The sequence below is a fragment of the Clostridium sp. TJA032 genome (assembly GCF_058310275.1).
In genome coordinates, this window is the sequence record NZ_JBZEFB010000001.1 from 1,153,524 (window position 1) to 1,170,322 (window position 16,799).

14 protein-coding genes and 1 tRNA gene are annotated in these 16,799 nt (G+C 27.5%); 2 read left to right on the forward strand and 13 right to left on the reverse strand.

Features of this window, described 5'->3' with window-relative positions; genetic code table 11:
* Positions 1–44: 44 nt before the first annotated feature.
* Positions 45–473: a cell division protein FtsL gene (gene ftsL, locus AC4FRL_RS05350; RefSeq protein WP_491139178.1), complete on the reverse strand. Its 429-nt coding sequence runs from the start codon at positions 471–473 to the stop codon at positions 45–47.
* Between the two features lie 56 nt (positions 474–529).
* Positions 530–1,462, reverse strand: a complete 933-nt coding sequence (rsmH, locus tag AC4FRL_RS05355) for a 16S rRNA (cytosine(1402)-N(4))-methyltransferase RsmH (protein WP_491139179.1) — start codon at positions 1,460–1,462, stop codon at positions 530–532.
* 374 nt (positions 1,463–1,836) lie between these two features.
* On the opposite strand from rsmH, the gene AC4FRL_RS05360 reads away from it, so the two are divergent.
* Positions 1,837–1,933, forward strand: a tRNA-Sec gene (locus tag AC4FRL_RS05360).
* Positions 1,934–2,019: 86 nt separating this feature from the next.
* Here AC4FRL_RS05360 and ychF read toward each other — a convergent pair.
* A complete protein-coding gene (ychF, locus tag AC4FRL_RS05365) occupies positions 2,020–3,117 on the reverse strand; it encodes a redox-regulated ATPase YchF (RefSeq protein WP_491139180.1) in 1,098 nt (365 codons plus the stop codon).
* Positions 3,118–3,275: 158 nt separating this feature from the next.
* Here ychF and pdaA point away from each other — a divergent pair, with 158 nt between their 5' ends.
* On the forward strand, positions 3,276–4,067 hold the full coding sequence (gene pdaA, locus AC4FRL_RS05370) for a delta-lactam-biosynthetic de-N-acetylase (protein ID WP_491139181.1): 792 nt from the start codon (positions 3,276–3,278) through the stop codon (positions 4,065–4,067).
* 80 nt (positions 4,068–4,147) lie between these two features.
* Here pdaA and AC4FRL_RS05375 read toward each other — a convergent pair whose 3' ends face one another.
* The 10 genes from AC4FRL_RS05375 to AC4FRL_RS05420 all read right to left on the reverse strand — a co-directional run bounded on the left by AC4FRL_RS05375 (position 4,148) and on the right by AC4FRL_RS05420 (position 16,748).
* Complete coding sequence (locus tag AC4FRL_RS05375; protein ID WP_491139182.1) at positions 4,148–4,786, reverse strand: cyclodeaminase/cyclohydrolase family protein; 639 nt, start codon at positions 4,784–4,786, stop codon at positions 4,148–4,150.
* Positions 4,787–4,825: 39 nt separating this feature from the next.
* Positions 4,826–6,112: a glycosyltransferase gene (locus tag AC4FRL_RS05380; protein ID WP_491139183.1), complete on the reverse strand. Its 1,287-nt coding sequence runs from the start codon at positions 6,110–6,112 to the stop codon at positions 4,826–4,828.
* Positions 6,112–6,828 (reverse strand): WecB/TagA/CpsF family glycosyltransferase, encoded by a 717-nt coding sequence (locus tag AC4FRL_RS05385; protein WP_491139184.1) that lies wholly within the window; start codon positions 6,826–6,828, stop codon positions 6,112–6,114. Before AC4FRL_RS05385 ends, AC4FRL_RS05380 begins: the two co-directional genes overlap by 1 nt.
* Positions 6,829–6,846: 18 nt before the next feature.
* Entirely contained in the window at positions 6,847–7,944 is a 1,098-nt protein-coding gene (locus AC4FRL_RS05390; protein WP_491139185.1) for a tetratricopeptide repeat protein, read from the reverse strand.
* A 275-nt stretch (positions 7,945–8,219) separates the two neighbouring features.
* Positions 8,220–9,947, reverse strand: coding sequence for a phospho-sugar mutase (locus AC4FRL_RS05395; RefSeq protein WP_491139186.1), 1,728 nt, complete (start codon positions 9,945–9,947; stop codon positions 8,220–8,222).
* 263 nt (positions 9,948–10,210) lie between these two features.
* Entirely contained in the window at positions 10,211–11,926 is a 1,716-nt protein-coding gene (locus AC4FRL_RS05400) for an alpha-L-fucosidase (protein ID WP_491139187.1), read from the reverse strand.
* A 284-nt stretch (positions 11,927–12,210) separates the two neighbouring features.
* Entirely contained in the window at positions 12,211–12,927 is a 717-nt protein-coding gene (locus AC4FRL_RS05405) for a glycerophosphodiester phosphodiesterase (RefSeq protein ID WP_491139188.1), read from the reverse strand.
* A 3-nt stretch (positions 12,928–12,930) separates the two neighbouring features.
* Complete coding sequence (locus AC4FRL_RS05410; RefSeq protein ID WP_491139189.1) at positions 12,931–13,953, reverse strand: alpha-hydroxy-acid oxidizing protein; 1,023 nt, start codon at positions 13,951–13,953, stop codon at positions 12,931–12,933.
* 13 nt (positions 13,954–13,966) lie between these two features.
* Positions 13,967–14,410, reverse strand: a complete 444-nt coding sequence (locus tag AC4FRL_RS05415) for a 2-thiouracil desulfurase family protein (protein ID WP_491139190.1) — start codon at positions 14,408–14,410, stop codon at positions 13,967–13,969.
* 154 nt (positions 14,411–14,564) lie between these two features.
* Positions 14,565–16,748 carry a stage V sporulation protein D gene (locus AC4FRL_RS05420; RefSeq protein WP_491139191.1) on the reverse strand — a complete coding sequence of 728 codons (2,184 nt, stop codon included), beginning with the start codon at positions 16,746–16,748 and terminating at the stop codon, positions 14,565–14,567.
* Between the last annotated feature and the right edge of the window lie 51 nt (positions 16,749–16,799).

Consider the following 16,799-nt stretch of genomic DNA (forward strand, 5'->3'; position numbering starts at 1 on the left):
GGATGTACTTTTAAAACAATAAAAGTACATCCTAATTTATTCCCCTATCTCTTCCCTTGAGCAGACGTATCATCGCCTAATTTAACCATGTTCTCCTTAGTTGGCAATATCATCTTCAACTTATCTTTAGCTATTTCTTCTATTTTATCTAAAGAACTAGCCTTTAATATTTGAACCTTTAAAGCCTCATTTTCTGTTATAACAGAGTTTATTTCTTTATTTAATGAGTCCAAATTTTGTTGAGTTTTATAAACTTTCATATCTCTACTTATAGTTATTCCACCAACAATTAATATTAGAAGTACTATTTGATATATGCTCTTTTTTATTTTCTTATCTTTTTGCTTTTTTCTTTTTTGTTGCTCGATTTTTTTCTTTCTTTTGTCATATGTTTCTTTACTTGGTATAGTTTGCTCTTTTCTCTTTGGCTTAAGTGCTGAACTACCATTATAATCAAACTCTTTTACATCCATCTATAATCCCTCTCCAATTATTTATTCCCCTTACTTTAAAATATACTGAATATAAATTATAATTTTTCTATTACTCTTAACTTAGCACTTCTACTTCTTGGATTAAATTCTAGTTCTTCCTTGCTAGCTTCTATAGGTTTTCTACTTATTAACTTAACCTCTGGTTTTCTGTTACAAACACATACTGGAAATTCACTTGGACATGTACAAGGATTTGCTAGTTCTTTAAAGGTGTTTTTAACAATTCTATCTTCTAAAGAGTGGAATGTTATTATTGCCATTCTTCCTCCCTTATTAAGCTTTTTAATTCCATCTAATATAGTCTTACTTATTATTTCAAGTTCTTTATTAACTTCAATTCTTATAGCTTGAAAAGTTCTCTTAGCAGGATGTGGTCCTTCTCTTCTAGCTTTAGCTGGAATAGCAGCTTTTATTATTTCAACTAGTTCTAAAGTCGTATCTATGCTCTTTTCTTCTCTATTTTTAACTATAAAACTTGCTATTCTTTTAGCAAACTTCTCTTCCCCATATTCTTTAATTATTCTATATAGTTCCTCTTCTGTATAAGTGTTTACTATATCATAAGCTGAAAATTCATTTTCCCTATTCATTCTCATATCTAAAGGAGCATCTTGCATATAACTAAAGCCTCTTTCTCCATTATCTAACTGATAAGAAGAAACTCCTAAGTCCATAAGGATGCCATCTACTCCGTCTATACCTAAATCTGTTAAAACATCATATATAGCATAAAAATTGCTATGGACATAAGTAACATTACTATATTCTTTTAATCTTTCTTTAGCAGCCTTTAAAGCATCCTTATCTTGGTCAAAACCTATTAGCCTTCCCTCTTTTGATAGCCTTTTTACTATTTCGCTTGAATGCCCTGCACCACCTAGTGTACAATCTACATATATACCATCTTTTTTTATATTTAAAGCATCTATGCACTCATCTAGCAAAACTGAAATGTGTTTAAATTCCATATAAATACTCCTTAAATTTTAAATTGTTTATCACTCTAAGTTTTTATCATCTTTTCTTCTAAAAATCATATTATATATTATATAATTTAAGTCTAACAGATTAAATTTATCATGCTTAATTTTATTAATAAATATTTTTTAAACATATTTATTATAAACATTGTGTAAATTATTATGCCTCTTATTAATTTACACTACAATATAATAATATTGCAACTATTTTCCCATTATATATTATATTTTATTATAAATTATTCTATAAAAAATTAAAATTTCCTTTCAATATTTATTATTTGTAACTTTCTTATTATACAATATATTAAGAAAAAAAATTGACATTATAAATAATTTAATGTAAAATTTTAAAATACCATGGGAGTATATAGGGACTGGTGTTCCTACAGGTCTTCAAAACCTAGTTATGGTGCTAATACCATCATTGGTGGGTTCGATTCCCACATATTCCCGCCATAAAGAAAAAGAGCTATCTGAAAAATTTTCAAATAGCTCTTTTTTAGTCTAAAAATGCTGTTTAAATTTGATGATAACTTTTTATATTATACGTTAAATCTGAAGTTTACTATGTCTCCATCTTTCATTACGTACTCTTTACCTTCTAATCTATAAACACCTTTTTCCTTAGCTGCAGCTTCTGAACCACACTCTACTAAATCATCATAAGATACAACTTCCGCTCTTATAAATCCTCTTTCTATATCAGAGTGAATCTTACCTGCTGCTTGTGGTGCTTTAGTTCCTTGTTTAATTGTCCAAGCTCTAACCTCTTGTACTCCTGCAGTTAAATAACTCATTAATCCTAAAAGCTTATAACTTGCTTGTATAAGCTTATCAAGTCCTGATTCTTCTAAACCATATTCAGCTAACATTTCTGCTTTTTCTTCCTCATCTAAACCTGATAATTCTTCTTCAAGCTTAGCGCAAACTACCATAATTCCTGAATTTTCAGCCTCTGCATATGCTCTAACCTGTTTAACATATTCATTGTCTAGATTTCCTTCCATCATATCTTCTTCTGATATGTTGCAAGCATATAAAACCGGCTTTGAAGTTATTAAGAATAAACTTTTTATAAATGCCTCTTCCTCTTCAGTAGTCTCTAAAGTTCTAGCTGGTTTATTTGCCTCTAAATGAGCTTTTAATCTTTCCATTATTTCATACTCAAATTTTGCAGTTTTATCTCCAGATCTTACTAACTTCATAGTTTTTTCCATTCTTCTTTCAAGAACATCTAAATCTGCAAAAATAAGTTCTAAGTTTATAGTTTCTATATCTCTTATTGGGTCTACAGAACCTTCTACATGAACAACATTCTCATCATCAAAACATCTTACAACATGAACAATAGCTGCAACCTCTCTTATATGTGATAAGAATTTATTTCCTAACCCTTCACCTTTACTAGCACCTTTAACTAATCCTGCTATATCGTAAAATTCTATGGCAGTATATACTTTTTTCTTTGTGTTATATATTTTTTCTAAAACATCTAATCTCTTATCTGGTACACTTACAACACCTACGTTTGGTTCTATTGTACAGAAAGGATAGTTTGCTGATTCAGCTCCTGCTTTTGTAATAGCATTGAATAATGTACTTTTACCAACGTTTGGTAATCCAACCATTCCTAATTTCATCTATGTACACGTCCCTTTCTTATATTTAATTTCATACTTAATGATTATACTCTAGCTTAATATATATTTCAACAACTGTATTATGTTTCCTAATTATCCACCTAAAAATACAAATTAATCCTAATATATAAGACATACTAAAATCGAGGTGATATTTTATGATTAAAAAGGGTTTTTCTTTAATATTTTCCCTTATTTTAACTTTATCTATATTTTTTAATGTAGTAAACGCAAAAGAACTTAATCTTCCTTCTACAGAAGAATTTAACTGGTATTACTCTTTTAATAAGGAAGAAGGAATCCCTTATGGTCCTCGTGAAACTCCTTATATAAGCAACTACAAAACAATATACTGTGGTGATACAGCAAAAAAAGAAATTTTTCTTACCTTTGATGAAGGTTATGAAAATGGCAATACTTCAAAAATTCTTGATATTCTTAAAGATAACAAAGTTCCTGCTGCCTTCTTTGTAACAAAACCTTATATAAAAGACTATCCAGAACTTATAAAAAGAATGGAAGAAGAAGGACATCTTGTATGTAATCATACTTCTCATCATCCTTCTATGGCTAAGATATTAGACAGGGATAGTTTTAAAAATGAATTTACTGAAGTAGAAGAAGAATATTTTAAAGTTACTAAAAAAGAAATGCCTAAATTTTTTAGACCTCCTATGGGTAAATATAGTGAACAATCCCTTTCTTATACAGAAGAACTTGGATATACAACTGTATTTTGGAGTTTTGCATACAAAGACTGGTTAGTTGATGAGCAACCTTCTAAGGAATTTGCAAAGAAAAAAATATTAGATAAAGCTCATAATGGTGAAGTAGCTTTACTTCATGCAGTATCAGATACAAACACAGCTATTTTAGATGAAGTATTAAAGGAATTAAAATCTATGGGCTATGAATTTAAGTCCTTAAATGACTTAACTCCTAAAAAGTAATAATAAAAATAGGATGCTATCAAAATATTTTAATATCTTATATTTTGATAGTATCCTTATTTTATAAATTTTCTTTATTTCTAATTATTTTTTAAAAATCCACTTTCACTTAAAATTTCATTTTTTAATCTATTACTTTCATTTCTTATATATGAAATTTCTTCTTTTACTTCTTCAACTAATTTTTTATCCTTTAAGAAATTTAAATTTATTTCCACATTGACTATGGAACTATCTATACAAGCACTAAGCATTATAGCACTTACAACAGAATCTGATATTAAATTCTTATTTCCATATTTAAATGCAAAGCTTACATTTTCAAAAAATCTCAATGCTTTTCTACTTAATTCTAAAGGAACTATCATAGCACCTATAGTACATTCCTCTATTTTTTTACTTCTTAAATTCTGTTCCTCTATAGTTTCCTTAGGTAACTTATAGCATTCCATTAAAGTTGTAAAGGCCTCTTCATCCTTGCTCATAAAATCTAACATCTCATCATAAGTTCTTTTTGCAATTAAAAGATTTTCATCTAGTTTATCTTTATTATCTTTACTTAAAATCTCATAAGATTTTTTTCCTACTGTTAAGCTATAAACCATTGATGTTAATGCAACTCCAACAGCACCAACAATTCCAGCAGCTGCTCCCCCACCTGGTGCTGATAATTCTGAGCCTAAATCATTTATAAAATCCTTAATTTTTTTATCTTTCACTTACTAACCCTCCAAAATATTATTGCTTATTTAAATTACTTATTTTAAATTTAATATATCATTAAGTTTTTTACCTATATTACTCCACTCATATTCTTCATTTTCACTAAACTCTTTATTAGAGTCTAATAAAGCCCCACATTTTTCAAAACTATTTATTATATCTTCATAGTTATTTTTACTTACTATACACTTTTCTTTATTATCTACAACAGACTTTATAGGGTCATTTTCATCACCTAATATAACCATAACAATATTTTTAGTTCCTAAATAATCATATATTTTAGCAGGTATCTGTTTAGAATTTTTATTTCCTAAAACAAGAAGTATATCTCCATGTATCATATATCTTAAAGCTTCTTTATAGTCAATCCTTCCATTTACACTTACATTAGGAAATTCTTTTAATTCTGCTTTTATATTTTCATCATCTATATTTCCAAAGAATAATATATTTAATCTATTAAATAAATTATTATCTCTTTTTTCTAATTCTTTTAATGCTTTTATAAAGGGTTTTAAGTCTCTAATTTTGCTAAATATTTCTCCTGCATATATTAAATTTATTTTATCTCCTTTTAAAAGTTTTGGTTTTTCTTCCTTTTCAATTTCTTTATAAATTTCTTTATTATAACCTCTAGTTACAATAAACATATTTTCTTCTTTTAGATTATACTTTTCTATAAAATCTTTTTTATTTTCCTCTGTTACAAATATATGCCTATCACCATTTAATACTACTGCTTTTTCTTGTTTTCCTTCTATAAATTTTCTTATAAATCCAATATTTTCTCTTGAAGGGTCCTTAAGCCAAGGGTCGCTCCAATATAAAACCCAAGGTATTTCTTTATACTTTTTCTTTATTCTTAAAGCACAAAGATGACTAGATGGTGGCTCATGCATAGAAAATATAACATCAAATTTTTCTTTTTCCATAAGGTCCTTAGCATATTTTGATGCCTTAAAACTCCACATATAATACATGTCTGGGAAAATAATTTTATTTTTTATTTTCCTCATAAGTTTTATTTTTTTACTATTTTTAAAGCTATCGCTATCATTGCTTTCTTTTTGCCCTAAAGTTTTTTTAGGCATTACCTTATTAAAGAATTTTCCACCTTCAACTTTATGTATCTTAACCTTATTATCTAAAAGCTTTAAAACTTCCTCATCATAATATATAGAATTTTTAGGAAAATCAACGGTTAAAAGATGAACTTTGTTATTATTAATATTGCATAAATTGTTTAAATACATAAGAGTTTCAATAGAAGCTGAATTATTTATAATAGGAGAATAACAGGCTACAAATAAAATATTCATTATTTTTTCCCTCTTTCTTTAAGAGATAATAATAAAAACTTTGGTATGCTTCCTAATCTTTTTATTCTCCAAGGTTCCTTATAAACTCTGTAGAACCATTCCATTCCCATATTAATCATAAAATCAGGTGCTCTATTTACATTTCCTGAAATAACATCAAAGCTTCCTCCAACACCCATAAATACCTTGCAACAAAGCTTATTTTTATATTTCTCTATAAATATCTCCTGTCTAGGTGCTCCCATAGCAACAAAAAGTATATCTGCTTTACTTTTGTTAATCTTATCTATTAAATCATTGCAATTATTTAAATCAAAAAATCCATTATTTACTCCTACTATGTTTATTCCTTTGTAGATTTCTTCTATTTTTTCTTTACACTTAATTAAAGTTTCTTCTTTTGCCCCTAATAAAAAAACCCTTAAACTCTTATCTTTAGCTTCCTTTAAAAGCATATTCATAACATCTATTCCAGCTATCTTTTCTTTAATTTCTATTCCATTATATTTAGCTGCAAGAAGAGTTCCTACTCCATCTGGAATGATTAAAGCATCTTCTTTAGTAAAACTTTTTCTTAAAAAATCATTTTTTATACCATTATATAAAACCTCTGGATTTCCAGATATTATGTTAACTTTATTTTTTCTTTGAATTTCTTCTAAAAGTTTTTCTTTATTATCTGAAAATATTTTATATCCTAATAAATCCTTATACATAAATTTACGCTCCTAAGGCTACTTAATATTATTATTTCTCATAAATGTTTCTATTTCTTTTACTATTTCATCCTCTTTGTTTATAGCTTTTGCAATAGCTAAGTGTTGCTTAGCCTCTTCAAATTTTCCTGCATTTAAATAACAAACTATTAAATTAGTACAAACTTCTATATCTCTTGTACTCTCAAAGGCCTTTCTTAAATATTTAATAGCTTCATCATATATCCCTAAAGATGCATAATTTATTCCCATTTCATTAACGGCCTCAACTATGCTATCATCAATAGATAAACATTCATTTAAATAATAAACTGCCTTTTCAAAATTTCCAAGCCTTCTATAAGCTGTTGCAATGTAATATCTTAAAATAGCATTATCTTGAAATTTATCTGCTAAAGGAAGAAGTCTTTTTAAAGCATCCTCAGGTTCTTCTATTAATTCCTCTTTCCCCTCTTCATAGTCAGCGGAATCCTTTATTTCATTATATAGTGCTTCAACTATTTCATTTTTTTCTCCACCTTTAGCTAAGTATTCATTTATATCTACATAGGCCTTATCATATTTCCCCATATCATTATATGCTATTGCTGAATAAAGATATGGTAAAGCTAAGTCACTTCTATTTTCCTTACATTTATCACAAATTTCTAATTGTGTATCATTATAGGATTTATTTCTCTCCCTTAAAGATTCACATATTAAAAGAAGATTTTCATAAACATCAGTTTCCTCTGAAACCTCACTTAATCCTTTTAAAAGCATAAAAGCTTCAACCATATTTCCTTCTTTTACTTTGTCAGCGACTATTTTTTTTACACAAGGAATAGCATCTTCTATTAAGCTAATTAACTTTTTATAATCCTTATTAAATTTAAAATCTTTATCTCCACCTAAAGCAAAAAACATTCCTTCAATTAAATAATTTATTGGAAGAGTCTCTAATTTATATCCACTTTTAACATCCTTAGATAAATGTTTTGGGTCTATTGGGATGTATAACTCCTTAACATTAATGTCCTTTTCATCTTTTCCTAAACTTTTAATAAATCCTTCTCCATCTATTTCTAAGAATAAAAGTTGTGATAATTTTTCCTTTGCAAATGTATTAAAACTCATATATTTTATCTCCTTAACTACTTTACTTATTTATTTTAAATTCTGTCTAAAAACAAGATTTATAAACTTAAAGTTTAATATATATCATAAATTTCGAAGTTTATTTTATCATAAAACAAAATTAAGTTCATCTTAGGATTTAATTCCTTAAATTATTAGCTCTTATTTTAGTTATATATTATAACACTTTAAGTAAGATAAATTAAAGTAAAAAGAAAAGAGCTAGTAATATAACTTATATAAGTTATATTAACATAGCTCCTTTTTAACTTAAACTATTTTAATTTTTCATTAATTAATTCCATTATAGCTTCTTTAAATTTTTCGCTCTTTTCTTCTGCATCTTCTAAACTTAAACCTTTTACTGATAAATAAATCTTCATCTTTGGCTCAGTTCCTGATGGTCTTACAACAAACCAAGAATCGTCTTCTAAAATATATTTTAAAACATTTGATTTTGGAAGCTTGATTTCTTTTTCTTCCTTAGTTAAATTATTTACTTCCTTACTTAACTTATAATCAAAGGATTTAACAACCTTAACATTATTTAATTCTTTTAAAGAATCATTTCTTAAAGCATCTATACATTTAGCTATTTTTTCTTGCCCTTCTTTTCCTGCAAGTTCTATAGATACTAAGCTTTCCTTAAAGTATCCATATTTATTATAAAGTTCAATTAATCCATCATAAAGAGTTTTTCCTTGTTCTTTATAATATAAAGTCATTTCAGCTATTAACATAGAAGCTACAACTGCATCCTTATCTCTTGCAAAAGTTCCAGCTAAATAACCATAACTTTCTTCAAAACCAAATAAATATTCATTTGAACCTGAATTTTCAAATTCTTTTATTTTTTCACCTATATATTTAAATCCTGTTAGTGTATCTATTAATGTTACTCCATATTCCTCAGTCATATTTCTTACTGACTCTGTAGTAACAATAGTTTTTATAATAGCACCATTTTTAGGTAATTTATTCATTTCTTTTAAAGAGCTTAATATATAGTTAGTTAATAACATTCCTGTTTGATTACCACTTAATACTTGATACTCTCCTTTATTGTCTTTTACAACAACACCTATTCTATCACAGTCTGGATCTGTTCCAAATATTATATCTGGCTTAATTTCCTTAGCCATATCTAAAGCTAATTTAAACACCTTTGGATCTTCTGGATTTGGATATGGAGCTGTTGGAAACTCTCCATTTGGCATTTCTTGTTCTTTAACAACATAAACATTCTCATATCCTAATTCTTTTAATATTCTTCTAACTGGAAGATTACCAGACCCATGAATTGGAGTATAAATTATTTTTAAATCTTTAGCATGATTTTTAACTAAATCTTTTCTAATAGTTAGAGTTTTTAATGACTCTATATATTTTTTATCTATTTCTTCTCCTATATAAACTAAAAGACCTTCTTCTAAAGCTTTTTCTTCGCTCATTGTTTTTATATCAGAATAATCCTTAACTTTATTTACATAGTCAATAACAGCTTTAGCAGGCTCATCAGTTAATTGACATCCATCATCTCCATAAACCTTATACCCATTATATTGTTTTGGATTGTGTGAAGCTGTTATAACTATACCTCCATTACAATTTAATTCTCTAACTGCAAATGATAACATTGGAGTTGGTCTTAAAGACTCAAAAAGATTAACCTTTATACCATTTGCACAAAGAGTTAAAGCTGCTGATTTTGCAAACTCCTTAGACATATTTCTTGAATCATAAGCTATTGCAACAGATTTTTTTCCTTCATAATTGTTATTTAAATAATCTGCAAAGCCTTGAGTAGCTTTTCCTACTGTATATATATTCATTCTATTAGTACCAGCACCAATAATTCCTCTTAATCCACCTGTACCAAAATCTAGTTCCTTATAAAATCTATCTTCTATTTCTTTTTCTTCTTTTACTGCTCTTAACTCTTCCTTTATTTCTTCAGAAATAATATCAGAATTTAACCATTCTTCATATCTTTCTCTATACACTATACTATCTCTCCTTTAAATCTCTATAAGGATTTTTATTTTTATTTTACAGATATTATACTACAATAATTTAAATTTTAAAAACAAAAAAAAGAAAAAATGGAATTGTAATCAAAACAATTCCATTTTAATTATTATTTTTATTATTTTTTACAATTATTTTACCTTTTATTATTATTCTTTTATTAAATATTAATTAAATTTATTAAGCTTTAAATTTATTTTTAGATAAATTTTAAAAGAAATAAGTTTTAAATATTTTCTTAATTACTGCTTATTATAATTTTACTCTCATATAAATCTCCTAATTCTCCCCCTATAGAATCACTTAATTTAACATAAAATTCTCTATCCTCTTTAACATCTCCTCTATTTATTAGATTTATATGAAAGCTCTTTTCCTTTTCTCCTTCTTTAAAAGCTAAAGTTCCAGACCAAGTTTGATAATCTATTCCATTTAAAGCTGTTCCTGATATAGTTTCATAATTGACTTCTACTTTTTCTTCTAAATTATTTTCTCTTTTAATTTTTAAAGTTACTATTTTATCTTTATTACTTACTTTATATTCACTTTTTTCAAATTCAATTAGGCTTTTTAAATTATCTTTACTAAAAGGATAATACTCTTTATCTATTTTATAAACTCCTATGCTGTTTATAAGAGGTATTTCTAAAGAAGCTGTTATATTTATTCTTATCTTACTACTTTTAAAATTTTCTAAAACTATAAGCCTTTTATAACCTATAGTACTACCCTCATAAACCTTAAGAAACTCTTTTCCTATTAATACCTCTATATTAAAACTAGAAACTCTTTGTCCTAAAGGTATATATTCCTGCAAAGAAATAAGATTAAATTCAGTAATATCTCCTAAATCTATCTCAATTTTGCAAGTCTTTTCTCCCTTTTTAGGTGCAAAGTAAGTATCATAATTATTGTCTAACATATTTTTAGCAGAATATTCATTGCTATAAAAACTATTTGAAATAATATTTTTATTAAAGGCTAAATTATTTTTAAATATCTTTTTAATTATATTTCCAAATTCCTTTAATCTATTAATATCATTTTCATGTATTTTTCCCTCTTTATTAGGAGGAATATTTAATAATAAAACAGAATTTCTTCCAACTGATTTAAAATAAATATCTATTAGTTTTCTTAAAGATTTAACCTCCTCATCTTCAAAATCATGATAAAACCATCCTGGTCTTATTGACACATCAGACTCTCCAACAACCCATTCCGCTCCATACTCTTCTCCTTTATTTAGATAAGAAGGATTTTCTCTTTCTTTCATTTTCTCAATATTTATAGTTGACCAACAAGTTTCACCTGCATAGCCCTTCTCATTTCCAATCCATCTAATATCAGGACCTTGAGGACTAAAAATCAAAGAATTTTTTTGCAATGTTTTTATTATTGAAAACCATTTCTCAAAATCATAATCTTGCTTAAGGTTTGACCCCTTAGCACCATCCATCCAAACTTCTGCTATAGGTCCATAATTTGTTAATAGTTCTTTTAATTGATTAATATAAAACTCATTATAAAGACTTCCATCACCTTTTCCATAATACTCTGAATTTTGGTCCCATGGAGAAAGATATACTCCAAATTTTATTTTATATTTATTACAAGCTTTAGAAACTTCTCTTACTACATCACCTTGTCCATTTTTCCACGGACTATTAGCTACACTATGTCTTGTATATTTGCTATTCCATAAGCAAAAGCCATCATGATGTTTTGCGGTTAAAATAACTCTCTTAAATCCAGCATTACATAATACTTTTATCCAACTATCTGCATCTAAACTGCTAGGATTGAAAATTTCTGTACTTTCTTTTCCATCTCCCCATTCTTTTCCTGTAAAGGTATTTATACCAAAATGTATAAAGGCTGTAAGTTCCTCTTTTTGATAATTAACTTGTTCTTCTGTTGGAATTGCTCCAAACCCTTTTTTTACATAATCCATACTGTTTATAAGTATTAAACTTTAATTAATTTATTAAATTAATTAAAGCAGCTAAGATTTATTACAAACTAAAAATCCTGCTTTATACTTCCTCCTTAAAATTTATATTTATCCTTTATATGTTTATTCACTTAACATAATAATTATTACCAAAATACTTTAATAAGTAAGTTACATTTTTTTAAACAAGTTTTATATAAATTTTAAAAACAAAAATATAAACCTAACAAGCAACTAAATTTAAAATAAAATCCTTGTTAGGCTTAACAATATATTTTAAAGTTTTATTTTAAATATTCTAAAGCCATTTTAGCCTTATCTGTAAAGATAGAATCTACTCCATATTCTCTTAGTCTATTCATTTCATAGATTTTATTTACTGTATAAACATTTACTTTTAGCCCTTCTTTATGAGCAATATCTACTAATTCTTTATTAACAAGCCTTTTACTAGGATGTATTGCATAAGCTTTTAATCTTTTACTAACCTCTATAATCTCAGGTATTTTTCTATCATAAAGAAGTCCTAATTTAATATTTTCATTTAAATTTCTTACTCTTTCTAAGGATTTATGATTAAAACTTGAAATAATTATTTTCTCTTCTATATCATATTTTTTTATTAAATTTAATACATCTAACTCAATGTCCTTATATTCTATAACGTCAGTTTTAAGCTCTATATTTAAAACTATATCTTTATTCTTTATAAGATTAAACACTTCTTCTAACTTTGGAATTTTACATTCCTCATTATTTTCAAAAGCTTTCTTGCTACATTTAAACTCTCTAAGTTCCTTGAAGGTATAATCTTTAACTTCTCCCTTTCCCTTAAAGGTTCTTTTTATATTTTCATCATGTATTACTACTAACTCTCCATCCTTGCTTTTATGAACATCAAGTTCTATACCATAAATATTTAATTTTAAAGCTTCCTTAAAAGATAACAATGTATTTTCTGGATACTCAAAGCTAAATCCTCTATGTGCAAAAACTTTCATAATCTATCTTTCTCCTTTATAAATAATTCTACTATTTATACTCTCTATTGAATTACATCCTGTTAGTACCATAGCTGATTTTAATTCTCCTTTTAAAGAATCTACATATTCTTCAACACCTTTAGCCCCCTCTAAAAAGGTAGCAGTTATAAATGGTCTTCCTATTAAAACACAATCAGCACCTAAAGCTATCATCTTCAATATGTCAACCCCAGTTCTTACTCCTCCATCAACTAAAATTTTCACCTTTCCTTTAACCTTAGAAGCTATTTCTTCTAAAACCTCGCAAGTAGCTGGTGTTTGATCTAATACTCTTCCACCATGATTAGATACAACTATAGCAGAAACTCCTGCCTCTACTGCAAGTTCAGCTTCATCTGCTGTCATTATTCCTTTAAGAATAAAAGGTAATTTAGTTGAATTTACTATTTCTTTTATTTCTTCTAAATTTTTTGGTTCAACAGGCTTTCCATTCATAGCTAAAGTTATAAGTCCTGCTGCATCTATATCCATTCCTATAGCAAAAGCTCCTGCTTTTTCTGCCATCTTTATCTTCTCTATTACAACTTCATTTTTCCAAGGCTTTATAAAAACAATACCTTCCCCTTTATATTCTTCAATAACTTCTAAATTAGTAGTTAAACATAAATCAACTGCTGTATCTCCAACCATAGGGTATATTCCTGAATCTAAACATCCTTTAACTACTCCTTCTATATATTCTCTTTCGCTAACCTTACCTCCCATATTCAACATTGTTCCTGTTATTGGTGCTGCAAAAACTGGAATCTCCATTCTTTTACCAAAAATTTCAATAGACATATCTGGATTTTTAGCATTATGAATAGTTCTCATATTAAGCTTAATTTTCTCTAAAGAAGAAATATTTCTAATAAAAGCAGCTCCTGTTCCTTTTCCTCCCATACCTGGCACTTCTCCTGCACAGGCTATTCCATTACAAACCTTACAAACTCTGCAACTTCCATTATAAAGTTCTCTAACTTTTTCTCTCATTTCCTTATTCATTTATAAATTCCTCCTAAAAATCCTTTTCTGTTTTAATATTAAATCCATTTTGTATTAAAAGTTCACAGGTTACCCCATTTCCTTCCTTTTTCTCTCCATTAAAGTTTCCTGAATATATAAGTCCTAAACCACAAGAGGGACTTTTTGACTTTAAAATTATATATTCTGCTTCTATACTTTTAGCTATGTTTAAGGTTTCATAAGCACCCTTAATAAATTCCTTAGTAACATCTTCTCCTTCTTTGCTAAGTACTTTAGCTTTTCCACTTAAAACCTCCCTTCCAGTTCCTCCAACAATCTCACTAGGAACCCTTGGTGTTTTTAATCCTCCTAACTGTTCTGGACAAGCAATAACTGCTTTTCCCTCCTTAAGAAGCTTCAATATATTTTCATTCAAATTGTTTTCACCATTATATTTACAATTAATACCACATAAACATCCACTAACTAAAATCAAAACCTTCTCTCCTTTTATAAATTATTAAATAATTTGTAAATTTCTATTTTATTATAAGCCTTAAATCAAAATTTAAAAACCCTTATAAAAAAGAGAGAGAAATAAGCATTTTAAAATTAAATAAATTTCTCTCTCTTTAAATAATATTATATTTTTATTCTTCTAAATTAAATTTAATTGTTTCTCCACTTTTTATAATTTCACCAGAACTTATGCTCTGTTCTCTAATTTTACCTTTACCTTTAAATTCTCCCTTTAAATCTAAGGATTTTAAAATTTCCTTAGCTTCATCCTCACTTAAATTTCTAAAGTCTGGAACAACTATTTCCTTTTCACTTCTATCAAACCTATTTCCAGCTTTTAAAGTTATAACATCTCCCTTAGATATTTTATATCCTGGCATAGGAGAAATAGATGTAACAAAACTTCCCTCTCCTTCTATTACTGCATTAATTCCTAATTCATTTAAAGTTCTTTCAGCACTAGATACTTTATCTCCTCTTAAATTAGGAATTATAGCTTCACCTTCACTATATTCTAAATTTTCTTCATTTAATGAAAGATAGTTAAAAATATTATTAAACAATTCTCCTGCAAAAGGAGCAGCTACTACGCCTCCAAAATGTTCTCCATTTTTAGGATTGTCTATTATTACTATTAGAGATATTTTAGGGTCATCATAAGGAGCAAATCCTGCAAAGGATGCTATATATCCTGCACCATAAGTACCTTTTTCTGAATCAACTTTCTCAGCTGTTCCTGTTTTACCTGCAACCTTTATATCTTTAATTCCTGCATCCTTTGAAGAGCCCCTAGATACAGTAGATTCTAAAGCCTCTTTAATTCTTAATGTGCTTTCCTCCTCTACTATATTCTCATTTATCTTAGGAGCAAAAACTTCATCTATAATTTTTACTCCATTCTCATCTTTATGACTTAAACTTTTCATAAGATGAGGTTGAATTAAATCTCCTCCATTAGCAACTGCATTTAAAGCAGCCATAAATTGGATTCCATTTACAGTATCAGTTTGTCCAAAAGATATTGTAGCTAAATCTACAGGGCCTATATCTTTAGCTTCTTTAACTATCCCAGAAGCCTCGCCTGGTAAATCAATACCTGATTTTTCTCCAAAGCCAAATAATTTAATATATTCATTTAATTTTTCTGCCCCTAATTTTTCTCCAATTTCCATAAAGGCAACGTTACAAGAATTTTCTAAAATTTGATTAAAATTTTGTACTCCATGTCCACCAGACTTCCAACACTTTATATTCTTTCCCGAAACATTTAAACTTCCATCACAATAATAAACTTCATCTCCTCCAGAAATTCCTTCTTCTACAGCTGCTATTGAAGTTATTATTTTAAATATAGAACCTGGTTCAAAGGAATCTGAAACAATTTTATTTCTCCACATATTTTGAAGCTTCTGTGATTCATCTTCCCCTTTAAAAAGTTCACTTCCCTCAAAAGGATTATTAGGATTAAACCCAGCTTTATTTACAAGTCCTAAAATCTCTCCATTATTAGGATTCATAACTGCTATACTTACAGAATCAGCCTTATGTTTATTTAAAGCCTCATTAGCTACATTTTCAACAAAGTATTGTATATTTTCATCTATAGTAAGTGTTAAATCCTTTCCATTTACAGGTGGAGTAAAACTAGACTTTGAATATGGATTATTTAAATAATCTCTTGAAACTTCATTAATCCTAACTCCAGGAATTCCTGTAAGTTCATCATTATAATAAAGTTCTAATCCACTTAGCCCCTCTCCATCTGCATTTGTTGTCCCTAAAGTATGAGATAGAAAATCTCCATTTGGATAATATCTCTTTGTATCTTCTTCTATATTTACTCCATCTATATCTAATTCCTTTACCTTGTCAGCTTTCTCCTTCTCTATTCTCCTTGCTAAGGTTGCTGATGTCGCTAAATTCCCCGAAGGGTAAGTATATTCTATTCTACTTAATACATACTCCTCCTCAAGTTCTAAAGCCCTTGCTAAAACTTTTGCAACTTCAATAGAATCAGTTTCTTCCTTTTCTATATATTTTCTTAAGGTTACCAAATCTAAATCTACTCTAAAAACATTAGCTGTAACAGCTAATTCTCTACTATTTCTATCTAGAATACGCCCTCTTCTAGCATTTATCTTTATTTCATTTGTCCATTGTTCCTCTGCCATAGCTTTATAGCTTTTAGACTTAAATATATTTATATAAAATAACCTCCCTAATAAAAAAACAAAGATAAATAATATAACTAGAAAAAAAGAGATTACTCTGTCTCCTTTCAAAGAAGATTTTTTATTTTTGTTTTTTTTATCCACTTACTAAAGCCCCCTTTTATTCCAAACTTTTCTAATTTTTAAAGTTTAAGT

Excerpts from the sequence above, each read along its gene's own strand:
- ftsL (WP_491139178.1), bottom strand. The coding sequence starts at position 473 with ATGGATGTAAAAGAGTTTGATTATAATGGTAGTTCAGCACTTAAGCCA.
- rsmH (WP_491139179.1), bottom strand. The coding sequence starts at position 1,462 with ATGGAATTTAAACACATTTCAGTTTTGCTAGATGAGTGCATAGATGCT.
- ychF (WP_491139180.1), bottom strand. The coding sequence starts at position 3,117 with ATGAAATTAGGAATGGTTGGATTACCAAACGTTGGTAAAAGTACATTA.
- pdaA (WP_491139181.1), top strand. The coding sequence starts at position 3,276 with ATGATTAAAAAGGGTTTTTCTTTAATATTTTCCCTTATTTTAACTTTA.
- AC4FRL_RS05380 (WP_491139183.1), bottom strand. The coding sequence starts at position 6,112 with ATGAATATTTTATTTGTAGCCTGTTATTCTCCTATTATAAATAATTCA.
- AC4FRL_RS05385 (WP_491139184.1), bottom strand. The coding sequence starts at position 6,828 with ATGTATAAGGATTTATTAGGATATAAAATATTTTCAGATAATAAAGAA.
- AC4FRL_RS05390 (WP_491139185.1), bottom strand. The coding sequence starts at position 7,944 with ATGAGTTTTAATACATTTGCAAAGGAAAAATTATCACAACTTTTATTC.
- AC4FRL_RS05400 (WP_491139187.1), bottom strand. The coding sequence starts at position 11,926 with ATGGATTATGTAAAAAAAGGGTTTGGAGCAATTCCAACAGAAGAACAA.
- AC4FRL_RS05405 (WP_491139188.1), bottom strand. The coding sequence starts at position 12,927 with ATGAAAGTTTTTGCACATAGAGGATTTAGCTTTGAGTATCCAGAAAAT.
- AC4FRL_RS05410 (WP_491139189.1), bottom strand. The coding sequence starts at position 13,953 with ATGAATAAGGAAATGAGAGAAAAAGTTAGAGAACTTTATAATGGAAGT.